Origin of the sequence: Candidatus Dechloromonas phosphoritropha, assembly GCA_016722705.1 — a bacterium.
GTDB lineage: Bacteria > Pseudomonadota > Gammaproteobacteria > Burkholderiales > Rhodocyclaceae > Azonexus > Azonexus phosphoritrophus.
This window is the reverse complement of the sequence record JADKGN010000004.1, coordinates 1,551,644-1,576,240: the sequence shown is the minus strand read 5'-3', so window position 1 is coordinate 1,576,240 and position 24,597 is coordinate 1,551,644. Positions and strand designations below refer to the sequence as shown.

20 protein-coding genes and 2 pseudogenes are annotated in these 24,597 nt (G+C 59.6%); 10 read left to right on the top strand and 12 right to left on the bottom strand.

What is annotated here, in order from left to right; all coding sequences use genetic code 11:
* Nucleotides 1–207: 207 nt before the first annotated feature.
* On the top strand, nucleotides 208–951 hold the full coding sequence (locus tag IPP03_13390) for a DUF4114 domain-containing protein (protein ID MBL0353590.1): 744 nt from the start codon (nucleotides 208–210) through the stop codon (nucleotides 949–951).
* Between the two features lie 93 nt (nucleotides 952–1,044).
* On the opposite strand, the gene ruvB is transcribed toward IPP03_13390, so the two are convergent.
* The 10 genes from ruvB to IPP03_13340 are packed head-to-tail and all read right to left on the bottom strand — an operon-like array spanning nucleotide 1,045 to nucleotide 12,779.
* Nucleotides 1,045–2,124 (bottom strand): Holliday junction branch migration DNA helicase RuvB, encoded by a 1,080-nt coding sequence (gene ruvB / locus IPP03_13385; GenBank protein MBL0353589.1) that lies wholly within the window; start codon nucleotides 2,122–2,124, stop codon nucleotides 1,045–1,047.
* A complete protein-coding gene (locus IPP03_13380) occupies nucleotides 2,121–3,176 on the bottom strand; it encodes an AI-2E family transporter (protein ID MBL0353588.1) in 1,056 nt (351 codons plus the stop codon). Before IPP03_13380 ends, ruvB begins: the two co-directional genes overlap by 4 nt.
* A 3-nt stretch (nucleotides 3,177–3,179) precedes the next feature.
* Nucleotides 3,180–3,758 carry a Holliday junction branch migration protein RuvA gene (gene ruvA, locus IPP03_13375; protein MBL0353587.1) on the bottom strand — a complete coding sequence of 193 codons (579 nt, stop codon included), beginning with the start codon at nucleotides 3,756–3,758 and terminating at the stop codon, nucleotides 3,180–3,182.
* 49 nt (nucleotides 3,759–3,807) lie between these two features.
* Entirely contained in the window at nucleotides 3,808–4,341 is a 534-nt protein-coding gene (ruvC, locus tag IPP03_13370; protein MBL0353586.1) for a crossover junction endodeoxyribonuclease RuvC, read from the bottom strand.
* Nucleotides 4,338–5,210, bottom strand: coding sequence for a DMT family transporter (locus IPP03_13365; GenBank protein ID MBL0353585.1), 873 nt, complete (start codon nucleotides 5,208–5,210; stop codon nucleotides 4,338–4,340). Before IPP03_13365 ends, ruvC begins: the two co-directional genes overlap by 4 nt.
* A 34-nt stretch (nucleotides 5,211–5,244) precedes the next feature.
* Entirely contained in the window at nucleotides 5,245–5,970 is a 726-nt protein-coding gene (locus IPP03_13360) for a YebC/PmpR family DNA-binding transcriptional regulator (protein ID MBL0353584.1), read from the bottom strand.
* Nucleotides 5,971–6,003: 33 nt separating this feature from the next.
* On the bottom strand, nucleotides 6,004–6,606 hold the full coding sequence (locus IPP03_13355) for a plasmid pRiA4b ORF-3 family protein (GenBank protein MBL0353583.1): 603 nt from the start codon (nucleotides 6,604–6,606) through the stop codon (nucleotides 6,004–6,006).
* A 7-nt stretch (nucleotides 6,607–6,613) separates the two neighbouring features.
* Nucleotides 6,614–9,205, bottom strand: coding sequence for a site-specific DNA-methyltransferase (locus IPP03_13350; GenBank protein ID MBL0353582.1), 2,592 nt, complete (start codon nucleotides 9,203–9,205; stop codon nucleotides 6,614–6,616).
* Complete coding sequence (locus tag IPP03_13345; protein MBL0353581.1) at nucleotides 9,202–9,609, bottom strand: type II toxin-antitoxin system VapC family toxin; 408 nt, start codon at nucleotides 9,607–9,609, stop codon at nucleotides 9,202–9,204. The genes IPP03_13350 and IPP03_13345 overlap by 4 nt, the downstream gene beginning before the upstream one ends.
* Nucleotides 9,606–12,779 (bottom strand): DEAD/DEAH box helicase family protein, encoded by a 3,174-nt coding sequence (locus IPP03_13340; GenBank protein MBL0353580.1) that lies wholly within the window; start codon nucleotides 12,777–12,779, stop codon nucleotides 9,606–9,608. The genes IPP03_13345 and IPP03_13340 overlap by 4 nt, the downstream gene beginning before the upstream one ends.
* Nucleotides 12,780–12,922: 143 nt before the next feature.
* On the opposite strand from IPP03_13340, the gene IPP03_13335 reads away from it, so the two are divergent.
* Both IPP03_13335 and IPP03_13330 read left to right on the top strand, forming a co-directional pair.
* Nucleotides 12,923–14,551 (top strand): DUF853 family protein, encoded by a 1,629-nt coding sequence (locus IPP03_13335; GenBank protein ID MBL0353579.1) that lies wholly within the window; start codon nucleotides 12,923–12,925, stop codon nucleotides 14,549–14,551.
* A gap of 63 nt (nucleotides 14,552–14,614) precedes the next feature.
* Entirely contained in the window at nucleotides 14,615–14,914 is a 300-nt protein-coding gene (locus tag IPP03_13330) for a putative addiction module antidote protein (protein MBL0353578.1), read from the top strand.
* Between the two features lie 333 nt (nucleotides 14,915–15,247).
* On the opposite strand, the pseudogene IPP03_13325 reads toward IPP03_13330, so the two are convergent.
* Together IPP03_13325 and IPP03_13320 are read right to left on the bottom strand one after the other, a co-directional pair.
* Nucleotides 15,248–16,639: pseudogene (locus IPP03_13325) on the bottom strand (IS1380 family transposase).
* Between the two features lie 49 nt (nucleotides 16,640–16,688).
* Nucleotides 16,689–16,967: a hypothetical protein gene (locus IPP03_13320; protein ID MBL0353577.1), complete on the bottom strand. Its 279-nt coding sequence runs from the start codon at nucleotides 16,965–16,967 to the stop codon at nucleotides 16,689–16,691.
* A gap of 477 nt (nucleotides 16,968–17,444) precedes the next feature.
* Here IPP03_13320 and IPP03_13315 point away from each other — a divergent pair.
* From IPP03_13315 to IPP03_13285, 7 genes and pseudogenes are all read left to right on the top strand, one after another.
* Nucleotides 17,445–17,705 (top strand): annotated as a pseudogene (locus tag IPP03_13315) (DUF4157 domain-containing protein).
* Nucleotides 17,706–19,316: 1,611 nt separating this feature from the next.
* Nucleotides 19,317–20,177 carry an IS5 family transposase gene (locus IPP03_13310; protein ID MBL0353576.1) on the top strand — a complete coding sequence of 287 codons (861 nt, stop codon included), beginning with the start codon at nucleotides 19,317–19,319 and terminating at the stop codon, nucleotides 20,175–20,177.
* 75 nt (nucleotides 20,178–20,252) lie between these two features.
* Nucleotides 20,253–20,585: an AMP-binding protein gene (locus IPP03_13305; GenBank protein ID MBL0353575.1), complete on the top strand. Its 333-nt coding sequence runs from the start codon at nucleotides 20,253–20,255 to the stop codon at nucleotides 20,583–20,585.
* Nucleotides 20,586–20,725: 140 nt separating this feature from the next.
* A complete protein-coding gene (locus IPP03_13300; protein MBL0353574.1) occupies nucleotides 20,726–21,940 on the top strand; it encodes an IS4 family transposase in 1,215 nt (404 codons plus the stop codon).
* A gap of 25 nt (nucleotides 21,941–21,965) precedes the next feature.
* Nucleotides 21,966–22,739, top strand: a complete 774-nt coding sequence (locus IPP03_13295) for an AMP-binding protein (protein ID MBL0353573.1) — start codon at nucleotides 21,966–21,968, stop codon at nucleotides 22,737–22,739.
* Nucleotides 22,736–24,220 carry a hypothetical protein gene (locus IPP03_13290; protein MBL0353572.1) on the top strand — a complete coding sequence of 495 codons (1,485 nt, stop codon included), beginning with the start codon at nucleotides 22,736–22,738 and terminating at the stop codon, nucleotides 24,218–24,220. Before IPP03_13295 ends, IPP03_13290 begins: the two co-directional genes overlap by 4 nt.
* Nucleotides 24,220–24,474, top strand: a complete 255-nt coding sequence (locus IPP03_13285) for an acyl carrier protein (GenBank protein MBL0353571.1) — start codon at nucleotides 24,220–24,222, stop codon at nucleotides 24,472–24,474. Before IPP03_13290 ends, IPP03_13285 begins: the two co-directional genes overlap by 1 nt.
* The last annotated feature ends 123 nt before the right edge of the window (nucleotides 24,475–24,597 follow it).

Below are 24,597 nucleotides of genomic sequence, written 5' to 3'. Positions count from 1 at the left end.
CAAAACGCCAGAACCGGAATCAGTGGGTTTGTTTTGCGATGGGAAAACCGTGGCCTGCTCCCTATTTCCATGGTGTCGGATTTTTTTACACCGCTCCGCGCAAAAGATTATAAGTCATTGATTTTTAATAGTGGCACACATATTGCTTTTGGTAAGTTGTGGTATGATCTATTCAGATAACGATTAGTTAAATTAAGGAGTTTACAAATGAAAGCCCTAAAGACAATACTTGCCGGAACTGCATTGCTGGCCTCGGCGAGCGTTTTTGCGACGCCTGTCACTCTTAACGGTGAAAGCCCGGATCTGCAAACAGTCATTAACAACCTCTATACCGCAGCGGGAACATCTACCACGCTTGCGCCTGACGTTAACACCAATCAGGCGGCTGAGTCTGGTATGTTCCAGATAGAAGCATCCGGTGGCTCAATTGCTACGATGATTATTCAGGTGGCAGGCAACGCACCCTATAATAGCTTTGGTATCTACGATCCGTACAACACTGCGACTACGTTGCAGTTGTTTGGTGGCGGTGCAACTGGCGGATTGCAAAGCCTTTTGAGTGTTACCGATACTTTTCTGTTCACTCAGTTCGGCGGTTCCTCTGCTCAGTTCACGTCAAGCACCTTTGGTTACTACATCCTCGGACCCGGGGGGCTGTTCTTCTCGCAAGCTGGCTTGAACGGTGGTGATGATCATTTGGTCGCTTTTCAGGGTGATGGCGACACGATCAAGTTGCCGACTCGCGCGGCTGGCATCTGGGGTGCTTCAAGCTACATCCTGGGATGGGAGGATGTTGCCTTCAATGCTGGTTCAGACAAGGATTATCAAGATATGGTGATCTATGTTGAGTCCGTAACCCCAACGAATTCGGTTCCGGAACCGGGTTCGTTGGCCTTGCTTGGCCTCGGACTTACGAGCCTTGCGTTTGCGCGTCGTCGCAAGAGTAAATAACGGCTCAATTAGTCCGGAAGTAAGGAAGGCGGTCATGATTGGCCGCCTTCCTCTGTTCTAAGCCAACAGTGCTTGCTTTCCAGGCTCGGTTTACTAGTCGGCCAGCAGATCGCGCACAACGGTACTGTTCGGACCCGCCAGCCCCAAATGCCGATAAATGGCCGGTGTCGCGATGCGACCGCGCAGCGTGCGCTGCAGGTAGCCCTGCTGGATCAGGTAGGGTTCGAGGACGTCCTCGATGGTATCGCGGGCCTCGCCGATTGCCGCGGCCAGGTTGTCGACGCCGACCGGGCCACCGCCGAACTTGTCGATCACTGCCGACAGCAGCTTGCGGTCCATGATGTCGAGGCCGGCCCGGTCGACGTCGAGCATGACCAGCGCGGCATCGGCGACGCCGCGCGTGATGTTGCCGTCGGCCTTGACTTCGGCATAGTCGCGTACCCGGCGCAGCAAGCGGTTGGCAATGCGCGGTGTGCCGCGTGAACGGCGGGCGATTTCCAGCGCGCCTTCGGCGTCGAGCGGTGCGTTGAGCAATGACGCCGAGCGACTGACGATGCTCTTCAGCTCCTCAGCCGTGTAGAACTCGAGGCGGGCGACGATGCCGAAGCGGTCACGCAACGGGTTGGTCAGCATACCGGCGCGCGTCGTCGCACCGACCAGCGTGAACGGCGGCAGGTCGAGCTTGACCGAACGCGCCGCCGGACCTTCGCCGATCATGATGTCGATCTGGAAATCCTCGAGCGCCGGGTAGAGGATTTCCTCGACCACCGGGCTCAGACGGTGGATTTCGTCGATGAACAGCACGTCGTGCGGTTCAAGGTTGGTCAGGATGGCGGCGAGGTCGCCGGCGCGTTCGAGCACCGGGCCGGATGTCGAGCGCAGATTGACGCCCATTTCGGCGGCGACGATGTGGGCCAGCGTCGTCTTGCCCAGCCCCGGTGGGCCGAACAGCAATACATGGTCGAGCGATTCGCTGCGCTGACGGGCGGCCTGGATGAAGATTTCGAGTTGTTCGCGGATCTTGACCTGGCCGGTGTAGTCGGCGAGGCGCCGGGGGCGCAGCGCACGTTCGAGCGCCTCTTCCTGCGCCGATTTCGCCTGTGGCGCGATCAGGCGTTCGGCGCCCCGCAGGACGCCCCCTTGAGGGGCGACCAATTTATCGGTTTCGATCATGCAGCTTTCTCCTCATTGATCCAGCGCGCGAGAAGCATGTGGCCGAGGGCGAGCAGCACCGGACCGAGAAAGATGCCGATGAAGCCGAACACGAGTACGCCGCCGATCACGCCGAGAGCGATGAGCAGTACGGAGATACCGGAGCCGCGGGCGATCAGGAACGGCTTCAGGAAGTTGTCGACGCTGCTGATCACCAGCAGTCCGTAGAAGATCAGAAAGATCGCCCACCCGGTCTCGCCCTTGTCGTGGAGCCACAAGGCCGCGCCACCCCAGACCAGCGGCGGGCCGATCGGGATCATCGACAGGAAGAAGGTGGCAAAGCCGAGCAGAACCGCAGACGGCACGCCGGCGATCATCAAACCGACCATTGCCACGGCGCCCTGGGCGGCGGCGGTGCCGACCAGGCCGAGCATGACCCCGATGACCGTGCCGCGCGTTCGTTCGATCATTTCCTCGCCAAGGTCGCCGCCGAGTTTGCGGGCGCCGGCGTAGAGTGCCTGGGCGATGACCGCGCCGTCGCGATAGAGGAAGAAGATGACGAACAGCGTCAGCGCCAGTTGCAGCAAACCATTGCCGGCAATCTTGCCGGTCGCCAGCGCCAGGCGCTGGGCAGGAGCGGCAAATGCCTTGAGGGCTGCATTGAGTTCCTCACGGTTGCTGGTGATGTTCTTCCAGCTAGTATCGATTTCGCTGCCGATGAGTGGCAGGTCGCTGAGATATTTGGGTGGTTTGGCTGCCAGTGCCTGCTCGATGCGCGGAGCGACCTCTTCGCGCAGGCTGGTAAAACTGCTCGCCAGACTGGTGACAAGGAAAATCATCGGTACCAGCATCACCAGCACCAGCAGCAGTGTCATCAGGCTCGCGCCCAGTGTCCGGCGGCCGCCGATGCGCGGCAGCAAGTGTTCCGCATACGGCTCCCAGGTGCAGATCCACAGCACGAAGGCAAACAGGATGGCGCCGATCAGCGGTAGCAGAACGGCAATGCAGCCGATGATCAGCAGCGCGACGAGCGCGATCTGCGCCAGCCGCTTGGGGTCGTCCGTGTCGATCATCTCCTAGACCTTCGAGAGCAGCTTGAGCGCTTGCCGGATGCCCTCCGAGATGCCGGCATCGGGCGGCAGCTGCTTGAGTGCAGAGGCCGCTTCGCGCTCGTTGTAACCGAGGGCCAACAGCGCGTTCAGAATGTCCTGGCGGGCTGCGTTGACCGGAGCGGTCAGCGTGGCGCCGGTCGTTTCGGCCAGCTTGCCCTTGAGTTCCAGCAGCAGGCGCTGGGCCGTCCTGGCGCCGATGCCCGGAATCCGTATCAGCCGCCCGGCCTCCTGCTGCGCCACGGCCGCCGCCAGGTCACCGACGGAAAGGCCGGAGAGCACCGCCAGCGCCATTCGTGCACCGACGCCGGAGATCTTCAGCAACTGGCGGAAGGCAAAGCGCTCGGCTTCGGTCAGGAAGCCGTAGAGAAACTGGCCATCTTCACGCACGACGAAGTGCGTCAGCAGCGTGACCTTCTCGCCAGCGGCGGGCAGGTTGTAGAAGCTGCTCATCGGCACATCAATCTCGTAGCCGACGCCGTTGACGTCGACTACGATCTGCGGAGGGTTCTTTTCGACCAGCAGGCCGGTCAGTCGTCCAATCATTTCAGCGCAATCTTCCTCGCGGCGGGATACTGTATTTTCACACAGCTTATCATCCTATCAGCCGTCCGCCGCGAATGCGATACCCCGCGGTTGCCATGGCGCCCAGCCCTTGCCCGCCGTGCGCATGGCAAATCGCGCAGGCCAGCGCGTCGGCGGCGTCAGCGGTCGGCGCGCCGGGCAGCTCGAGCAGCCGGATCACCATGTGCTGGACCTGTTCCTTTACCGCCTTGCCCTGCCCGACCACCGCCTGCTTGACCTGCAGCGCCGTGTATTCCGCAACCGGCAGCCCGGCATGAACCAGCGCGCTGAGTGCTGCGCCGCGCGCCTGGCCGAGCAGCAATGTCGATTGCGGATTGACATTTACGAACACCTTTTCCACCGCCGCCTGATCCGGCCCGTAGGTGGCGATGACCTCGCTGATCCCGGCAAACAGTGTCCTGATCCGTTCCGGCAGCGATTGCTTGTCGTTCGACTTGATGCACCCGCTGGCGACATAAACCAGTTGGTTGCCATGCCGCTCGATGACCCCAAAGCCGGTCACCCGCAACCCCGGGTCGATGCCGACGATACGCGGCGCGCTCATTTCGCGCGCGCCACCAGATAGACGCCGCCGACTGCCAGCAACATGCCGAATGTTGCGGTCAACGTCAGTTTTTCGCCAAAAACCGCCCAGGCGATCACTGCTGTGGAAATTGGCGTCAGATAGAACAGGCTGGCCACATTGACCGCGCTACCGCTACGGATCAGCAGGTTGAGCAGGCTGATGGCGCCGAGCGAAAGCACCAGCACCAGCCAGCTGAGGGCGAAGACGAAAGCGGGCGTCCATGAAATGCGGAAATCCTCGAACAGTGCAACGGCCAGCGCGGTGACGATGGCGGTCGGAACGAATTGAATCACCGAACCGGTGCGCAGATCAAACGCCGCGCAGAAACGCTTCTGATAGAGCGTGCCGGCGGTGATGCCGAGCAGCGCGACGAGCGCCGGAATCAGCATCGGCCCGAGCGCCGCTCCGTCGCCGAACTTGCCGGAAACCACTAGCCCGACGCCGACGAAGCCGAGCGCCAGCCCGGCCCACTGGCGGCCGCTGACCGCTTCGCCGAGCAGCCAGCCGGCGCCGAAGGCGGTCAGCAGCGGCTGCATGCCGACGACCAGCGCGGTGACTCCCGCCGGCAACCCGTGCTTGATCGCGACGAAGACGCCACCGAGATAGACTGCATGCACGAGGAGCCCGGAAACCGCGATATGCAGCCATTGAACCGGCTCCCGCGGCCACGGTGCGTGGGTCGCCAGCGCGATCACCGTCATCAGCGCGATGACGAAACCATAGCGGGTCAGCAGGAAGGACAGCGGCTCGGCATACGGCAGCCCGTATTTGGCGCCGATGAAGCCGGTGCTCCACAGGAAGACGAAAAGGAAAGGATAAAAGCGCTGCATCAAAGAAAAAGGCGGCATTCAACGCCGCCCTGCCCTTGCCTGTCGCCGGCTATCACTCGTCCATCACCGCGGTGGTGTAGATGTCCTGAACATCATCCAGGTTTTCCAGCGCATCGAGCAGCTTCTGCATGCGGACGGCGTCGTCGCCGGCGAGGATGGTCTCACCCTCCGGCTTCATCGTCACCTCGCCGAATTCCGGCTTGAAGCCGGCGGCCTCCAGCGCATCCTTGACCGCCATGAAGTCGTTCGCCGCGGTGATGACCTCAATCGAACCGTCGTCGTTGCTCGCCACGTCGTCGGCGCCCGCCTCGATGGCAGCATCCATCAGCGCCGCCTCGTCGGTGCCGGGGGCGAAGATCATCTGGCCGCAGTGTTTGAACTGGAAGGCGACGCAGCCGTCGGTGCCGAGGTTTCCGCCGTACTTGGAGAAGGCGTGACGCACATCGGCCACCGTGCGCACCTTGTTATCGGTCACGCAGTCGACCATGATCGCCGCGCCGCCGATGCCGTAGCCTTCGTAGCGCACCTCGACGTATTCGACGCCTTCCAGTTCGCCGGTGCCCTTCTTGATCGCGTTGTCGATCTTGTCCTTGGGCATGTTGACGCCCTTGGCCTTGTCGACCGCCAGCCGCAGGCGCGGATTGAAGCCGGGATCGCCGCCGCCCATCTTGGCAGCAACGGTAATTTCCTTGGCCATCCGCGAGAATGCGGCGCCGCGCTTTTCATCCTGACGGCCCTTGCGGTGCTGGATATTAGCCCATTTGGAATGTCCGGCCATGCTGCTCTCTCATCGAAAAACGAAAAAAAGATTTTACTCCGCCGCGGGCTTCTTTGCCCGCGCCGGTTTCCTGACAGTTTTCGCGACCTGCCGCGCATGGGCCTGAAGATCGAAGGCGCGCGGGTCGAACTCCGCGCTGATCCAGTTCTTGAAGTCCTCGTGTTCCTCATGGTCGGGGTCGGCCAGGGCGACGAGAAGATCGGCGTAACCCCAGATACCGCCGCAATCCTCCGGCGGGCAAGCGTTTTCGCCGGCAACGAGCTGTGCCGGGGGAGCCTCCGCATCGGCCGGCAGCCGTTTTTCGATGGTGACCGTGTGCCACCAGTCGTCGCCGAAGTCGTACCAGTAGCGGAATTTCTTGTTGTCCTTCAGGAGATCGGAAAGCCGGGTACGACGTTCGGGGATCGTTTCCTCCTGCTCCATGAACATGACGCCGTCGTCGTAGACGGTGCCGACTCGTTGGCGCGCCACCACGAATTCGTGGAGGTGGTCGTCTTCCCAGCCCATGGCCTCCTGGATGACCCGGTGCAACTGGAAGAAAGTCAGGGCGTCGTTGACCTCGACCCGGCGCCAGATTGCCGGCTCGGAGCCTTCAAGGGTGATTTTCAAACGCAGACGGCAGGGGGTGATGATCATGGCAATCTCACAATGACAATATCTTGGTTGATTCTTCCCCGAACTGGCTGACGACGCGCACGGCTATCCGCTTGCCGGCCTTGAACGGGATGGGATGCGAGACAAAGCCGTAGAGGCGGTCGAAGGCCTCGTAGTCGAGTTCGATCTTGAGGGTATTTTCCACCTTTTTACGGGTTTTTGCCTTGGCCAGATCGGAAAGGCCACGCTTCCACTTGTCGAAATCGTCCTTGTCGCCGCCGCAGAAAAACACCTGGCGCACCATGAAGTTCGAGCCGTCGTAATCGTCATCGACCATCCAGTAGGCGATGTCGGCCACCGAGCGCGCCTTGACCTCATCCCTGATCGGGTCGTAGATGTCCAGGCCGCGGATTTCCACGGTGGCGATGTCGCCATCGCGCCGGATGCCGATATCCGGCTCGCCGATGGTGACGAAGGTCGCGGCCTTCTTGTCCTTCTTGGTCAGGCCGGCTTGCAGCAGGTCGTCGTGCATGCGCACCTTGTCGACGCGGAAACTGCCGGCCCGCTGGTTCTGTACCGAGTTCTCGACATCGGACTCGAAGGCAAAGCCGAGAATCAGCAGCCATTGGGCGTCGCCGTGCTTGCGGCAAGCCTTGACGGCATCGTTGACCGCCGCCCGGGTAATCGGCGCGAACTGCGGGCCAAAGTGGATATAAGCCTTCTGTTCGCCGTCGACCGTGTCGTAATAGCCCTCGGCGTGCAAGGCGCTGTCCGGCAGGGCATCGACGCGGGCGAAGACGGCCATTTCGTTGCGCGCGCCGTTTTTCACCCCGGCGGTTTTCAGGTGCTCGAAAACGCGGGACTGGAACTGCTCCATGCGCTCATGGTCGAGGCTGGCCTCGGCCACTGCTTCCGGCGCCAATGGCTCGTAACTTTGCAGGGTTTCCACGGTCAACGGCCCGGCGACGCGCAATTTCTTCCGGTCGATGGCCGGCTGGTCGTAGAGGGTAACTTCTTCCGGTGGCTCGTCGTTGGCCAGCGAACCGAGGGTGACGCGCTGCACCTTTTTGTAGTCGAAGCCATGGCGCACGTCCCAGCTTTCCCGCGGCTGACCGTTCTTTTCGTCCTGCAAGGTGTACCACGGGTAGCTGCCGGTCATCAGCCGGGTCTTGGCAATGGTCAGGGCGACGCGGGACGTGTCGGTGGTGATCCAGCGCCGGCCCCATTGCTCGGCGACATGGGCCGTGGTACCGGACCCGCAGGTCGGGTCGAAAACGAGGTCGCCGGGGTCGGTGGTCATGAGCATGCAGCGCTGGACGATTTTGGCGTTTGTTTGGACAACATATACTTTGTCCATTCCACTACCTGACTGTGTGTCAAACCATAAGTTCGAGATCGGGAGAGCAGGAAAGTCGTCAAGGAGGCGTATGTAAGAAAGTGATTTTCCTTGGATGCCCAAGCGCCCCTTATCTTTTAAGCGTTGAATACCCTCTTGCGTTGTTGTCCAGCCCCGAGTTCCCGGCGGAAAATATTCGGTTCCTTCGAAGTCCACAGGAAAATGCATGGCTGTACCAGGACCAGACGGTCGGCCACTACGCTCGCTATGTAGAACTTGAAACCGAAATGGGCGTAGCCCAGCTTCTAAGGAAGACGGGTTAGATAACTCCTCTTTGGTTAATGCCCGCATTCTTCCGTTAGGAAGAAGAACATTTGTGTAAGCGTCTGCTCCCTCCTCACCTAGGCTTCGTTCTCTATATAGCTGCCGATATTTCACGGCAGCCCGATTCTTCGAGTACCAAATCACGTAATCGGACGTGGCTGCTAAGAATTCCGAAGTTTGGCTAGTTGTCTTTTTGAACGTAATCAGCGAAACAAAATTCTCACTCCCAAACACTTCATCCATCAGGCAGCGCACCAGATGCACGTTCTCGTCACTGATCTGCACAAAGCAGGAGCCGCTTTCGGTCAATAGCTCCTTGGCGACCAGCAGGCGGTCGCGCAGGTAGCTCAGGTAGGAGTGGATGCCCAGTTCCCAGGTGTCGCGGAAGGCCTTGATGACTTCCGGTTCGCCGGAGAGGCTGGCGTCGTCGCCGTCCTTGACGTTGCGGTCATTGAGGCGCATCTGCCAGTTGGAGTTGTACTTGATGCCGTAGGGCGGGTCGATGTAGATCATCTGCACCTTGCCCTTCATCGCCTCGCGTTCGAGCAGGCTGCCCATGACCATCAGGCTGTCGCCCTGGATCAACCGGTTGGCCCAGCGGTCGGCGTGCTTGTAGTAGCTCTGCGGCTTGTCGAGTTCGTCGACGTCCTTGTAATTGCCGAACAGTTCGTCGACAAAGAGATCGTCCTGGTGCGCGGCTTCGCGCTTCAGGGTGTACAGGCGCTGGATCAGTTTTTCCGGGGCGATATGTTCGACGCGGTAGAGCGAGCGGATGTCGAGTTCGAGATCGCGTTGGTCGTCGGCTGCGCCGTACTTGTGCATCCAGTACAACTCCGGGTCCTGGCCGCGAGTGGTGACGGGGTTCAGGGGCAGGTCGGCGCGGTTGGGCTCGTTGTTTTCGTAGCCGGCTTCTTCCTGGCTGGGAATGCGGGCGCGGGTGGCCTTCTTGTGCTTGAGGCTGTCGATTTTCTTGTCGGTCATGCTTGCGTCCAGTCTTCCACGGTCAACCCGGAAACGCGGGCAAATTCGCCGGTGTTGTTGGTCACCACCGGAATGCCGAGGGCGCGGGCATGAGCGGCGATCCACAGGTCATTGGGGCCAATTTTCTTGCCGGCTATTTCCAGGGCGCCGCGGATGGCGCCGTAGTGCGAGCCGACGATTTCGTCGGCGCCGATGACAGGAATAATTTCGCGTACCCGTTTGAGAATTTCCAGCGAGAGTTCCTTGTGCTGCGATTTTTCGACGCCCAGCATCAATTCGCCCCAGGTCACCACCGACATGGCGACATGGCCCGGTGGCAGTGCATCGATGCGCTCGGGTACGCCGGATTTTCCTTTTTTGTAGGCGATGCAAGTATTGGTATCGAGCAGGTAGCGGGGGGTCATTCGAATGGCTCGCGTTGTTCAAATATTGGAGAATCTTCCCGGCCTTCCAGATAGAAGTCGTCGGGCAGACTGGCAAGTAGACGCAGTGCTTCGCCAAGGGTGTCGGGGGCGGCATCGATTTCTTCGACGATACGCTTGATGCTTGCCGTCAGCGTTGGCTTGATGTCTTCGATATCGTCAATTTCCTCGAAATACCACGGGGCCAGCCCAAGCTTGGCGCGGGCGTTATTGACCGCCGGCAGCCAGCGTTCGCGGACAGCCCAGCGTTTCAATTCTTTGTCCTTGTTGAAGCCGGTGATTTCGAGGATCAGGTTGGCGGTGCGCAGCTTGGGGGTGCGGAGCCGGATCAGGTAATCCGGCAGGTAGTCCCTTTCCTTGCCACTGCTGACGTAAGGGATGTGAAAGCCGAGAAAGGCATTCTTGACGTAGCTTTCGACCGCCGGAATTTTTTCCAGTGTCTTGGCGGCAATCTGTTCCCAGGTGTCGGTATCGGCGACGACCAAGTTGATGTGGCTCTTTTTGGTCGGCCAGGTTTTCTTGCTGGTGTGGCCGAAGACGTGGGCGGTGCTGCCCTGCGGGTTGTAGTGGTTGAGGATGGGCAGCACCCGCTCGTGTTCGGCAGTGTGGGCGATGATGCCGCGATTGATGCTTTCGACGATGGGCTGCGGGTCTTCGTAGATGGCCAGGCGCTTGAAGATGGGATCGGCTTCGCCGACAACGGTCAGTGTTTCGTCGTACCAGCGTTGAACGATGACCCTGACTTGCTGAAAGAGGCGCAGATCGGCACGCTGGGCGTCGTCGCCGTGGATGCGACGCAGGTATTCCTTGGTGATTTTGTAGATGACTTGCTGGTCGCGCAGGTCTTCCAGTTTAACGCGCAGGGTTTGTCGGTCTTCGGAGACCGCCGTGCCAAGCGTGGTTTCGACCGGCTGGCGGATGGTGTCCAGGCGGTAATCGGGGACGGCGGTGAAATCAGCGGTGAGTTGCTCGCTGTCGGTTTCTAGACGGTAACCGACCAGATTGGGAAAGCGGATTTCGAGGTTGTCCCGCTCCGACAGAGCGCGCAGGGTGGCGTATTCCGGTGCGGGGCTGATAGCGGTCGTGCCACCCTTGAACAGCTTGAACGGGATGCCGATGATGTGGGCGTATTCGGGCGGGAACTTGCCGGTTTTGGGGTCGATGAAGTAGTGACGACGGCGCAGCGCCCGGCCGGCAACCTGTTCGCAAAGCAGTTGCGAGCCGAAGGCGCGGATGCCCATGACGTGGGTCACGGTATTGGCGTCCCAGCCTTCGGTGAGCATGGAGACCGAGACGACGCAGCGGATATGGGCGCCGAGAGTGTCCGGCTTGCCGACCGTGTTGACCACTTCGCGCAGCAGTTCGGCGTCGGTCAGGTTTTCAAGGCTGCGGTCGGGGTGGCGTAAACGATATTCCCGTTTGTAGCGCTCGATTTCCGGCGCGAAAACCTTCTTGAAACTGTCGTCGATCTGGCCGGAGTATTCGAGGGCATCGCTATCGATCAGCAGGGTCGGCGGTCGGGAGAGAGGTTGGCCGGTGTGCTGGTCGAAGTTGGAGAACAAGGGCAGGCGGCCGGGAACAAAAAAGGTTTGGCCGGTTTCGTCGCTGCGTTCGTAGCCGGCGATTTCCTTGAATACCTCCCGCGATACGGTGGTGTTGCTGCACACGACAATGAAGACCGGCGGTGCGCTGAATAGATCGGAGCGGAGTTCGCCCTTCCTGCGCTGTCCGCGTTCGTATTCCTCGTAATGGGAATAGAACTGATCGAGGGCTGAACGCACCAAGGCCGGCAGGTTGGGGGCGGCTTCGCCCGCAGTGGCGTCGCCCTTGTTTTCCTTGCGTTGGGTGCGCTGCCCCTTTTTCGGCAGCTCGCCCTTGCAGTGCTCGTAAAGGCTTTTCAGAACAGGCTCGTCGATGGCCTGGCTGCTGTCGTCTACCGGCAAGAATGGAATCTTGACCAGACCGGCTTCGATGGCTTCGATCAGCCCGAAATCGGAAACCGTCCACGGAAAGAGCGAATACGCTGGGAAACCGGACCCGGAGAGGTAGTACGGGGTCGCCGACAGATCGTACACGGCGCGCAACTGGAAACGTCTAGCACAGGCGCGCAGACCGGAGAACCAGACGGCAGCGCGTTCGTTTTCAGTTTCTGAGTTATCGAGTTCGGTGTCCTTGCCTTTGGCGCGGGGCAGGTAGCAGTGATGCGCTTCGTCGTTGATGACCAAGAGCCGCCGACCAGGTTTGAAGCTGCCGAGAACCCGCCGCAGCACCTGCGCCTCTTCCTCGCGGCTTTCGACTTTTTTGCCGTCGCCACCCAACTTGCCGTCAAAAGGCGTGCGTTTGTTGCCACTCAGCACCCGCGGCAGGAATTCGTGGAAATTGGTGACGATCAGGCGGTGGGCGAGTTCGCCCAGGGCTTCCTGGTAGGCGGCAGGGATCAGGTAGCGTTGATGGAAGTAGTCGGTGGCTTCGTGGGGGTTGCTGCTACGAATGTCCGGGAAGAGGACATTCAGGCGGTCGCGTATGGTGATACCCGGCGCCAGTACCAGGAAGTAGTCGCAATAGCGAATGTCGTTACGATATTCCCGGCGATTGAGGTAGTGATAAAGAATGAGGCAGGCCATGACGACTGTCTTGCCGGAGCCGGTTGCCATCTTGAAGGCGATGCGTGGTAACTGGTCGGCCACATTGTCGCCGGCGGTAGCCTGGCGCTGGCGTAACTGATTCTGGATATGGGTGCCAGTGTTGGATTTCTCGGCGACCTCGTTGAGCCAGATGGCGGCTTCAACCGCCTCTTGCTGGGCAAAGAACAGTTTCTGGTGGGGGGCGCGTTCGGGGTCGAGAAACCAGTAGTGCAGCAAATCACGGGTCACCCGGCTGGTAACGCCGCGATAGCCAGCTTCCCGCCAGGCATGTAGTTCGTCCCGCAGCTTGTTGATCAGGTGTTCGCCATAGTTGGACTTCAAGTCGTTCAGGTCGAACATGCTGCCCTGGTTCTGCTGACCGATGGGTACCTGCGGAACGTCGGGTGTGAAGATTCGCCGGCCGGGGCGGACATCCTTGTAATTGAGGTTGCCCTGGGCGTCGGTCGCGTAATGCCGCGTTGGCTCGGCATAGGGCGTATTGAGGATGGGATTATCGGCGCTGGCCATGGCCTGGGTAAGCGGCAGGTGAAGCCTGGATTCTAGCGTAACGGGGAAAGCCATTGGCGATGCCTTTTGAATAGCGGGTGTCACGGCGGCATGGCGGCTGTGTTATCGTTTTCGCCTGCCCTATCGATTCCTGGAGAACACTCATGTCCGAACCCCTCTATCTCGCCAAGTCCGAAGATGGCTACCCTGCCCTGCTCCCGCAGATGGCCAACCGCCATGGTCTGATTACCGGCGCTACCGGCACCGGCAAGACGGTGACGCTGCAGTCGATAGCCGAACGCCTTTCCTTTGCCGGCGTGCCGGTCTTCATGGCTGATGTGAAAGGCGATCTCTCCGGCATGGGCGCCGCCGGTGTCGTCACGCCGAAGCTGGAAGCGCGCCTCAAGGATCTTGGCCTCGAAGGCTTTGCCCCCTACGCCAACCCGGTCGCCTTCTGGGACGTCTTCGGCCAGGGTGGCATCCCGGTCCGCGCGACCATTTCCGACATGGGTCCGCTGCTCCTCGCCCGCCTGCTCAACCTGAACGACACCCAGACCGGCGTCCTGCAACTGGTGTTCAAGATCGCCGACGACCAGGGCCTGCTGCTGCTCGATCTCAAGGACCTGCGCGCGATGGTCCAGCACGTCGGCGAACACGCCAAGGAGTTCACCACCGAATACGGCAACGTCGCCCCGGCCTCGATCGGCGCGATCCAGCGCGGGCTGCTGACGCTTGAGGAACAGGGCGGCGACATCTTCTTCGGCGAGCCGATGCTCGATATCAACGACCTGATGAAGGTCGACGAAAACGGTCGCGGCGTCATCAACATCCTTTCGGCCGAAAAGCTTGTCCAGGCCCCGGCCCTCTACTCGACCTTCCTGCTCTGGCTGCTTGCTGAACTGTTCGAGCAACTGCCGGAAGCTGGCGATCTCGACAAGCCCAAACTTGTCTTCTTCTTCGACGAGGCCCATCTGCTGTTCACCGACGCGCCCCAGGCGTTGACCGACAAGGTCGAACAAGTGGTTCGCCTGATTCGCTCCAAGGGCGTCGGCGTCTTCTTCGTTACCCAGAACCCGCTCGACGTCCCGGAAAAGATCCTCGGCCAGCTAGGCAACCGCGTCCAGCATGCCCTGCGCGCCTTCACCCCGCGCGACCAGAAGGCCGTCCAGTCAGCCGCGCAGACCATGCGCGCCAATCCGAAATTCGACGCCGCCACCGTCATCACCGAACTCGGCGTCGGCGAGGCGCTGGTTTCCCTCCTCGATGAAAAAGGCCGTCCCAACGTCGTCGACCGCAGCATGATCTTCCCGCCCGCGTCGCGCCTCGGTCCGCTGACCGCCGACGAACGCCAGGCGCTGATCAAGGCGTCTCCCTTCCATGCCATCTACGACCAGACGATTGACCGCGAATCGGCCTACGAAATCCTGCGCGGTAAACCGGCAGCCGCCGGGCCAGCCCCGGGCGCCATCCCCGCTCCGCCGGCTGGTCGCGCTACGCTAGACGCCAACGACTGGGGCAACCGCGCCGGCCAGCAGGCGCAGCCGCTGCCGCGCCCGGCCCCGCAACCGCGGCAGAGCGCCCCGGCGCCGCAAGAAAGCTCCGGTGGTGGCATCTTCGGCAGCCTCGGTGAAATGCTCGGCGGCACCACCGGCCCGCGCGGCGGCCACCGCGAAGGCGTCCTCGAAGCCGCCGCCAAGAGCGCCGCCCGCGGCATGGCCGGCACGGTCGGCCGCAGCGTTGGCCAGCAGATCCTGCGCGGGGTGCTAGGATCGATACTCGGCGGACGGCGGTAAAGCCCACAAGCCACCGACATCAAAACTGCCTTACGCCTGGCACGCAACCTGTAGGAGCGCATGATGACCAAGACCACGACTGCTCGCTGCGATGTAGCCGAACATCTCCGCATACCCGAGGAAATGGCGGCCTATCTGGAGGCTTGCCTGGAAGAGGCCAATGGCGATGCGGCATTTATTGCCAAGACGCTGGGCGATATTGCTCGCGCCAAAGGCATCTCACAGGTAGCGCGTGATGCTGGTTTATCTCGCGAAAGTCTTTACAAGGCACTTTCAGGAGATCGTAGCCCCGGATTCGACACGATTCTCAAGGTCGTAAGCGCGCTGGGCTTGAAGTTGCATGCCGAAGCGGTAAATAGCTGATGAAAACCGTGGTCTCTCCCGAATGGCACTAAGTTAAGGACGTATTGCGTCCATTCTTGCAGCGATAATGCTAGCGCTGGACATGCTGGACAGCCTTAACTTAGCCCGGATGTTTCATAAACCCGCCGCGCGATGTCAATGTCGTGCCATTCCAGCCGTGATGCGAGTCAGCTTGCTGCGAATTTTGCTGCCAACCCGCCACGATCGGCCAAATACCCCAACTTTTGGGCATCACACCCTGCCGCCATCGATCCCTGGACAGAGCGCTGGCGAGACCTGACCTCCGCTCAAGCGGATTCGAGTCGGTAGCATGAGACGGCGTCGCCGAGTCGATCAGGCCGGTGCCGGCGGGCGCGGGACGAGGTAAAGCAACTCGGTCACCCGCGCCAGCACCCCTTCATCGGACACGACGTAGGCAAGGACAGCTTGATCCGATCCTTGTACTGCACCACGCGCACCGCCAACTTAAAGAGTTTCAGGATAATCGACAGCGGTTGCGCCTTGGCCAGTTCCGTATGCACCAGCGTGTTCTCGCGCAAGCCGTGAATCAACCCATACGCCGCACACGAATAGAACAGCCGCAGGTGATTGGCGAGGAAGGCATGATCGGAGGTCCGGTCACTGGCCAAGTCGTTCTTCACCGCCTTGATGAAGTTCTCGTCCTGCCCTCGAGCACAGTACAGCTCTTTGTAAAGCACATCAGGCGTCGGGTCGGACAGCGAGGTCACCACGTACCGCGGGTTGTCACCCAAGGCCATCACCTCGGCCTTGACCACCACGCGGTAAGCCTTGGGCCACGAGCCCGCCTGATACTCGATATCGTCGTACAGTCGTGTCGCCGCAGGCTCGGCGTTCCCCAGGCGCTGGGCGTTGGCGCTGTGTCTGGTGCAGCGCACGGGCTTTCTTCAGCAGCGGCTCGGCCTTGGGCGAGAGCACCTGGTTGCCGGCCAGGCCGAAGAGAAAGTCCAGATGCGGATCGGACTCGCACAAGGTCATCAGTTCGGGATTCGCGAAGTGACCATCCCCGCGCAGCAGGATGTGGGTCTCGGGCCAGGCCTGGCGGAGCAGGTGCAGCACGCGCTTGATGATGACCGCATTCTCTTTACCGGTGGGACGCTTGCCCGGACGCAGGACGGCGGTGATCAGCTTCCCGGAAAGTCCTTCGAAGAGAAACAGCGGCAGGTAGCAGTGATTCCCGTAGTGGGGGTTATAGAACGCCAGTTCCTGCTGCCCGTGAGTGGCATCCTCCGAGTGATCCATATCGAGCACGATCACGGCAGGCGCCTGGGCGTAGCTGGCGATGAAGGCGTCGACGAAGCTTTTGGCCAGGCGGTAAATGTCTTTGCGCGATACGCTGTTTTCGAGCCGGGAGAGCGTGGGGCCGGAGGCCAGGTCATTTCCCTCGTCCAGCGGGGCACGACCGACCGCCAGTTTGAACAGCGGATCGCGCCGCAGCGTGTTGGCGTCATTACCGTCGGCGTAACCGCTGGCGGTCTGGAATATCCGCTGGCGGAGCAGGTCGGCCAGGGGATGGTCAATGTACGAGGCGTGGCGTTTGTCGTGAATCGCGCTGACCAGGCGGGGAATCAGGCCGATTTGCAGGTCGATGCCACGCAACAGGAGTGCGCCAAAGTCGGAGGACATCGCCCCGCCGTCAAACTCTGCCCGGATCGTAAATCCGGCGCTGGCGGGAAAGTGAAGCTGGGTTGGGATAGAATGGTCCATGGGCGGTCTCGTTTAGGCTTCTTACAAAGCGTTATTGGCGTAACCCCTATTATATCAATGGGTTAAACGAGATTCGCCTGCTTTTATGAAAAATTCGGGTTAGTGCCATTCTGGTCCGTCCCCTATTTTCCGGCAGTTTTGCCCGACGGTCGACCACCGCCGCCTGCGAGTGGGTCAGCAGCGCGGCGAAATCGGCATTCAGTTTTTCACTGTTTTTTCCGGTTGACCGTAGCAATTCGCGCTGCATGCCGCACAGGCGCTTCAGATCGCTGCTCAGGCAAAGGTTTTCGGCGAGTTCGGCAGGGCGGGCGGGTTTCTCTTGTTTCATTCATCGAGACAGCAAATCGGGGCACCGATTTTACCGCGCCACAGCGACACCTCACCGGCGAGAGAAATGGGGTCGTCCATAAAGATGGAACTCCTTGTCGAATAAGTACATCATTCCTTCATGTGAATTGCGATTCAACGTCGAACCGCCACGGCAAGGAGATCGACCATGCATGCTTTCTCACAGGACACAAAGGAAACTCGGGCGAAGGGGCTGGCCGGGGCGAAGCTTCCCGACCATCCGCGGCCCGTAAAAGCGCCGGTGTCGGCGGTAGGCGCGACGCATGATTTCAGGCGCATCGCGATACACCCCGTGATCCAGACAAAACTGTCCGTCGGCAGCCCGGGCGACGAATACGAGCAGCAAGCCGACAATGTTTCGGCGCAAGTGATGCGGATGTCAAATGCCGGTGCTGGCGCGGCAACGGCGCCGGAGCGGGTTTCGACCAAACCCGTCGGGACTGGCCGGGCAGGACAAATGGTGGCGCCGGCGATAGTCAACGACGTTCTGGCCGCCACCGGCCAACCGCTGGACCCGGCAACACGCGGCTTCATGGAACCGCGTTTCGGCCATGACTTCAGCCAGGTCCGGGTCCATAGCGACACCGCAGCCGCCGGATCGGCCGATGCCATGGCGGCGCGAGCCTATACGCTGGGCCACCACGTCGTTTTCGGCAGCGGCGAATACCAGCCCGGGACGGCCGAAGGCCGGCGCTTGCTGGCCCATGAACTGGTGCACGTGACCCAGCAAAATGCATCCGGGGCGCGGCACGAGGGCCTGGTCCAGCGCGACGAAAAGAAGCCGGACCCCAAGGTGGCCGCGCTGAAGGCTACATTGGTGACGACCTACGAGTTGTCGGCAGTGACCGATACAAAAGATGCCGAGTGGAAGGAGCCGGAACTGGAGAAGATGAAACGCGCCCTGGCCCGCATTCCGGCGGCGGAACGGGGGGCGATCAAGGGCGTCGAGTTGAGAAGGGTGGTCACGACGACGGAGTTTGGCAACATTGCTTCGGGGCTGTTCAAACAACAGATCGATATAAAAACGGGAATTCGCGACGACCGCATCGAGATCGCCAACGATGCCTTCAATAGCGACAAGGATTACGACGCCGGCGGAGCCAAAACCACGTTTGGCGGCCAGGAGGTTCAAGGCGCGCCGAGCGAAAGCGTGCTGTCACACGAAGTTGGACACGCCGTCGAGGCGCTGACCCAGCGCCAGGCCGAGGCGGCAAGAATCAAGACCGACACCGCCGACACCACGGCCTTCGGCCAGTTGCAGAAGGCCAGAGCGGCCTACAACGCTGCGGTTCTCAGCGCGGTCAATGTGCCCGGCTGGAACAATGCCAAGGAAAAGGCCTACATGAACGCCATCATCGGCGCCCAGAAAAAGCTCGCCGCGACGCTCGCCGTCACCAAGACATTCCTCGAAACGCCGACAGCAGCAGAAAGCAAGAAGGCTGCAGCGGATTTCAAGAACGCCCTGCCCGCCGCCAAGGCCGCCATTGCCACCCGGAAGGCCGCCAGCAAGGCCTTGCCGGCCAATAGCACCTACGCCCAAACGGCCGACGAGGCCGCGCAGGATGCCTGGATGGCCGCGGCCGAAGCCCTGGTCGCCCCGCTTGAAGCCCGGGCCAGCACGCAGGACAAGGCGGAAGACGCCAATGACGCCGAGGATGCAACGAAAACCACCGTCAAGGTGGCCAGCGGCACGAAAGTCAAGATGACGCGCCGACTGGCCGAGTTCGTCGCCGTCGTCGAAGTCAACAAAATCGATATTGCCAAGTCCGGGCTTGGCAATCACGTCACATCGCACTGGCCGGACAATCCCGAAGAGGCCTATGCCGAGCTGTATGGCCTGAGCCTCGTGGCGCCGGATGGCCTTAAGAATTTCGACAAGGCAGGCGCAATTGCCAGTTACTTCGCCTCCCCGGTTGGCCTGAAAGGGGCGCAACAAGCGTCAGCCAAAGCGTGGCTGGCCAGCCATCAGTGAGCTCCGCCCGCAGAGCCGATTGCTACGGTCAACCGGAAAATTTGCCCAATTTTGAAATGCGGAGAGCGTCCGTCATTTTCGCCCCCACAACGAAAAACGCCGCCCCGAAGGACGGCGTCTGGCCTAGCAATCCGGCGATTACTTCTTGACGCCCATCCACGAGGCGCTCTTGCCGTCGCCGGTCTTTTCGAACAATTGGGGACACCCATTGCCGGTCCATGTCAAGCGAGCAAACAAATCCATGGCGGCGCCAGCCGCCAGTTTTTGCGCAAAAGGGGACAGACCAGAATGGCACTAAGAATTTATCTGTAAATAGTGGATAATCACTGCCCATGCGTGAAAATTGCGTTGGGGGAGATGATGGCAAAAGTGAAGTCATGGGAAGTGACCGAGGAATTCTGGAAGCGCGTTGAGCCACTGATTCCGATACGCCAGCGACTGGCGGATCGGAGTTACGTCCGCAAGGCTGGCGGGGGGCGCAAGCCCAAAGAACCGAGGCTGGTCTTCGAGGCGATTGTTTATGTGCTGCGCACAGGTTGCCAGTGGAAGGCACTCCCGACGGAGCGCTTTGGCAGTTCCAGTGCGATTCATGCCCGATTTCTGGCGTGGGAGAAGGCCGGGGTGTTTGAAGCCCTATGGAAGCGCGGGCTTGCCGAATACGACGACCTTGAAGGCATCGCCTGGCGCTGGCAAAGCCTTGACGGCGCGATGATGAAGGCCCCGATGGCGCAATCAAGCGTTGGACCCAATCCAACGGACCGGGGAAAAAATGGGAGCAAGCGTCATTTGCTGGTGGACGGTCGTGGCGTCCCGTTGTCGCTCGTCGTGACCGGCGCCCATCGGCACGACGTCTCTCAGGTGGCGGCTGTGCTTGAGGCCATTGTCGTCAAGCGACCGTCGCCACCCAAGCGGCGAAGCAAACACCTTTGCGCTGACGCCGGCTACACCGGCGCGCCCGCATTGGCGATCATCACGAAGCACGGCTACATCCCCCATGTCAAAGGGCGTGGGCAAGAGGCCGGCGAACTCAAACGTGACCCCAGGAAGAAAGCCCGGCGCTGGATCGTCGAAGTGGCCCACAGCTGGTTCAACCGCTTCCGAAAGTTGTTGGTGCGATACGAGAAGCTTGAGCGCAGTTTCTTGGTGCTCAACCACCTGGCCGCATCAATCATGGCGTTCAGAAAAATTAAACTGAAAGTGAATATTATTTACGGATGAGCTCTTAGTAGCAATCGCGGTAATCTGGTTAAACTCGCCGCATTGCCGCCCGTGCCCACCAAAAAACCCGCGATCATGAGTGCGTCTGACACGGCTTACATCATTTTCACGTCGGGCACGACGGGCATTCCCAAGGGTGTCATGATCTCTTCGGAGGCCGCTCGTCATTACGTTACGATGATCACCGACTACCTGGGCTTGAAAGCCAGCAACCGCGCCCTGGAAACCTGCGAGTTAAGCTTTGATTTCTCGGTGCACAACATGTTTTCAACCTGGCAGGTCGGGGCCTCACTGTACATTCTGCCCGCCACCACCGTGATGAATGCTGTCAAGTTTGCGCGCAATTCGGGCCTGACCGTGTGGAACTCGGTGCCTTCACTGGGCGGGATGTTGCGCCAATCCTCTTGACTTAGCGGTTTGTCATCTAATTTTGGCAACTTTGCCATCTGGCCGCGCCAAGATATAATCGAGCATGTAACCAATTGATATAAATAGGCTTTATATGACGGCCTAAATATGCCAATATCGTTTCACGGCTAACGGACTACATTCATGGCGCCAATTTCCTTGCCGCCGCCCGCCGCGAGCCTCGGTTTTTCACCCGAAACCGTGAATTGCCATTCACGAATCTGATCGCTTTCCTGCTCACCGGCATTCGCGGCGCAGTTCAGGCGGAGCTTGATTCCTTCTTTGCCCTGCTTGCCGGAAGAACCCGCCTTTGTCGGGCGATCACGGCCAGTGCCTTCTCAAAGGCGCGCAGCCATCTGGTCGCCAATCTCTTTGAGCCGCTCAATACAGAATTGCTGCGCCTGGTCGATGAGGTCGTTCCACAGCAGCCGGACTGGCAAGGCTTGCGGGTCTTGGCGGCGGATGCATCGAAGGTACGTCTGACCTTGCTTGACCTGGAAGGGCGCCGCCATATTCGAGAAGCGGCCATCTTCGGTTTGTTTCGGCCAGGGATCGAATTGTTCGACTCGCTGATTTTGCACAGTTCGCTGGTCGGCGAACGTCAGATGTTGTTTGAGCGGCTTGACCGACTCGGTGCTCAGGACATGCTGGTGCTTGATCGCGGGTATCCGGGTGCCTGGTTGGTCGCGGCGCTGTTGCATCGAGGTATCCCCTTTTGCATACGCTGTGATTCGTCCGCTTCCTTTTCTGCCATCACCCAGTTCATGCGATCCGGAGAAGATGAGGCGCAGGTGACATTGCCGCCACCGCATCGTCAGGATGCCATTGATTACGAGTGTCCGCGTCTGCCTTCTATGGTTCGCCTGATTCGTCAGGTGACGCCGACTGGCAAGGTACGGGTCTTGATGACCTCCTTGCTTGATACCGCGCGGTATCCGGCCACAAGCTTCTCAGCCCTTTATCACAGCCGTTGGCGTATCGAGGAGGCGTTCAAGCGCATCAAACACCGGCTCAATCTGGAGCACACGTCCGGCCTGACTTGGCTGGCCGCCTGCCAGGATGTTGGGGCCAAGATGGTGTGTGACAATCTCAATGCCCTGGCCACCTACCTGGCTGCGGAAGAGCGGCTGCCCAGCGATTCGCCATGGCGAGTGAATCGGACGATGGCCTTCAATACCGTACGTCGTATCTTGCCCCGAGTCTTGGCGGGTGTGCAGCAAATCACCACCCGAGTTACCAAGGAAATCTTCTCGGAAATCGTCAAAAACCTTCAGAAATTTATCCCTGATCGTGCTCGACCTCGGCCAAACCAGCGAAAGCCTCACCTGTCCTTTGCTTACAAACCCGCCGTATGACTATGGGCTAAGTTGAGAGGATTGGATGTTGCGCCAGCTCAAAGCGCTTGCTCCGGATAGCCTCGCTGGTTTGCGCATCACGGTTTTCGGCGGCGAACAGTTGCCTGCCAGTACCGTTGCCGCTTGGCAGGTTGCGGCACCCAACAGCGCCATTGTCAATCTTTACGGCCCGACCGAGGCCACGGTTTTCTCTTTGGGTCAGTGGGTGGGCACTCCGGTGCCACTTACGCCAGGACGTGACGTGGTGGCCATTGGTACGCCGTTAACGGGCAGTGAGGCGGGGGTGATCGACGAGAACGGGCAGTTTGTGACGGATGGGACGCAGGGGGAGCTCGTCATCGCGGGCGATCAACTGGCCGACGGATATCTTGAAGCCGCCGAACTTACGGCCGCGCGCTTTCCTGTGCTGGGCGGCAAACGCTGGTACAAGACTGGAGACATGGCCCTGCGTGAGAGCGACACTCGGTTTCATTGTCTGGGACGGATCGACAATCAGGTCAAGGTGTTGGGCTACCGTGTCGAACTGGAAGAAGTCGATGCCCATTTACGCGTTGTTTCTGGTGCCGATGTGGTGGGATCCGTCGCATGGCCTCTGGCGGATGGCATGGCCCGCGGCATTGTCAGTTTTATCGGAGCATCGACAATCAATGCCGATCAGGTGATCGACGCGCTCAAGGAGCGTGTTCCGCCTTACATGATTCCCAATCAGATCATCGCTCTGGAGATAATGCCGCTCAATTCAAGTGTGAAAGTCGACCGTCGTGCACTTCGGCTGATGTTCGAAACACAGGCAACATGAATCTCGCGACGGTGGGCGGCCCCCAATCAGCCCAAGGCAAGAAAAAGGATCATCTGCGCGATTTTCTGGCCATCGATGAGCGCGAGCACATCGTCGAATGCTCTCAAGGGATGATGGGGAAGCTATTGATCTACGTCATCGCAATTATAGCCGTTGCTACGTATTTCCCTTGGTGGGAGTCGGCTCTGGTTGTCAGCGCGGCAATGGCGGCGGCCTACCGGCCGAATCTTCGCAACCCGATCTTGTTTGCTGCAACGTGGATCGCTGCATTTCTCGAAATCGGACTTTTCGAGAATCAGGCTCTGACGGACATCAGCGTGATACTTCATCACGAACAGATCGCTGGAATTTCCGTGACGGTTATGGCGTTTACATTTCTGTTGGCGGTCATGATCGGGGCCTGGGTGATACTGGCCTTTGTCCGCAAAAATCCGAAAACTTTCTTGGCACGCCGACCGTTGATCACATTGCTGGCCGTCGTAGCGCTGTTGTGTGTGCTGCCTGCTTTGGATGTCATGCAAGGCCTCCCTCGCGCGCTACTTTGGTCGATGCTCATTGTTTTGACACCCTACGTCTGGTTTTTGACCTATGCCATTGCGGATCAGCGCTCGCGAGACCCCAGCGATCCGGTGTTGCAAATGGCAGTATTGCGGCCATTCTGGAGCCCGACCTATCTGCCGTTCGGCAAGGGGGCTGCATTCTTGCGGAAGAACTTGTCGAAAACCCCTAGGGACTTGGCGGTTACGCAACTAAAAGCAATCAAACTTCTTCTCTGGTCGAATGCGCTGCTTGCGATGAAAACGGGCCTGGGTTGGATATTCGAAGATCAAATGGAGGTTCCAGGTTTGGAGGAGGCATTAGATGCATTTCTCCTTGGCCAGCCTTTTCCAATTGCGGTCGCCTGGCTTTCGTTAATTCTGGCGACAGCGAAATACTCGTTGAAAATTGCGCTCTGGGCCGGACTGTTCATTGGTATTGCCCGCTTGGCCGGATACCGGCTGCCGCGTGGCTCTTGGCGACCACTCGAATCCAGAACCCTGATGGAGTATTTCAATCGTTTCCATTATTACTTCAAGGAACTGCTTGTCGATCATTTTTTTGTACCCACTTTTTTCTCGGTGTTTCGTAGTCGGCCGCGTTTAAGAATGTTTTTTGCCACATTCATGGCCGCTGGGGTGGGTAATGCGCTCTGGCATTTTCTTTATGATATTCAGGTGGTGACATCAATGGGCATGGCAAGGGCACTGGAGAGCTTCACGAGCTATGCCTTCTATTGTCTGGCTCTGGCGACCGGCATCGGCCTGTCGCAAGTACGGGCGAGCCGTGGTATTCGGCCGCCTTCGACCCTGTTCGGAAAACTTTATTCCTTTCTTTTTGTTTGGTCGTTCGTTGTCTGTTTGCACATTTTTGGCGATGAGTCACGCAATCATTCGCTGACCGAGCGGTTTTTATTTTTTCTGAGCCTTTTTGGAGTGTCGTGATGGATGCAAACATGAAACAGAAGTTGCGTGAATTTCTAAAGGAAACCCTGGAAAAGCACGGCGATCACAAAGACTTTGCGGATAACGAGTCACTATTTTTCAGCGGTCGCCTGGATTCCTTCTCGATGATGAATCTTGTCATGTATCTTGAAGAAGCATTCGGGCTGGACTTTTCCGATTTCGAGTTTGACGTCAGTCTTGTCGATTCAGCAAAGGACATTGAGACACTTATTAACTCGATGAAGAGGGCTTGAGGCAGCTCATTATACACAACTCACTCATCATAATCTGACCGCCCGATGCGCCCCTGGCAAGTAGTTGACTAAATTTATCTGGTATACCCCTTGCTTGGTCCTTCCCATTTTCATGGGGATCGG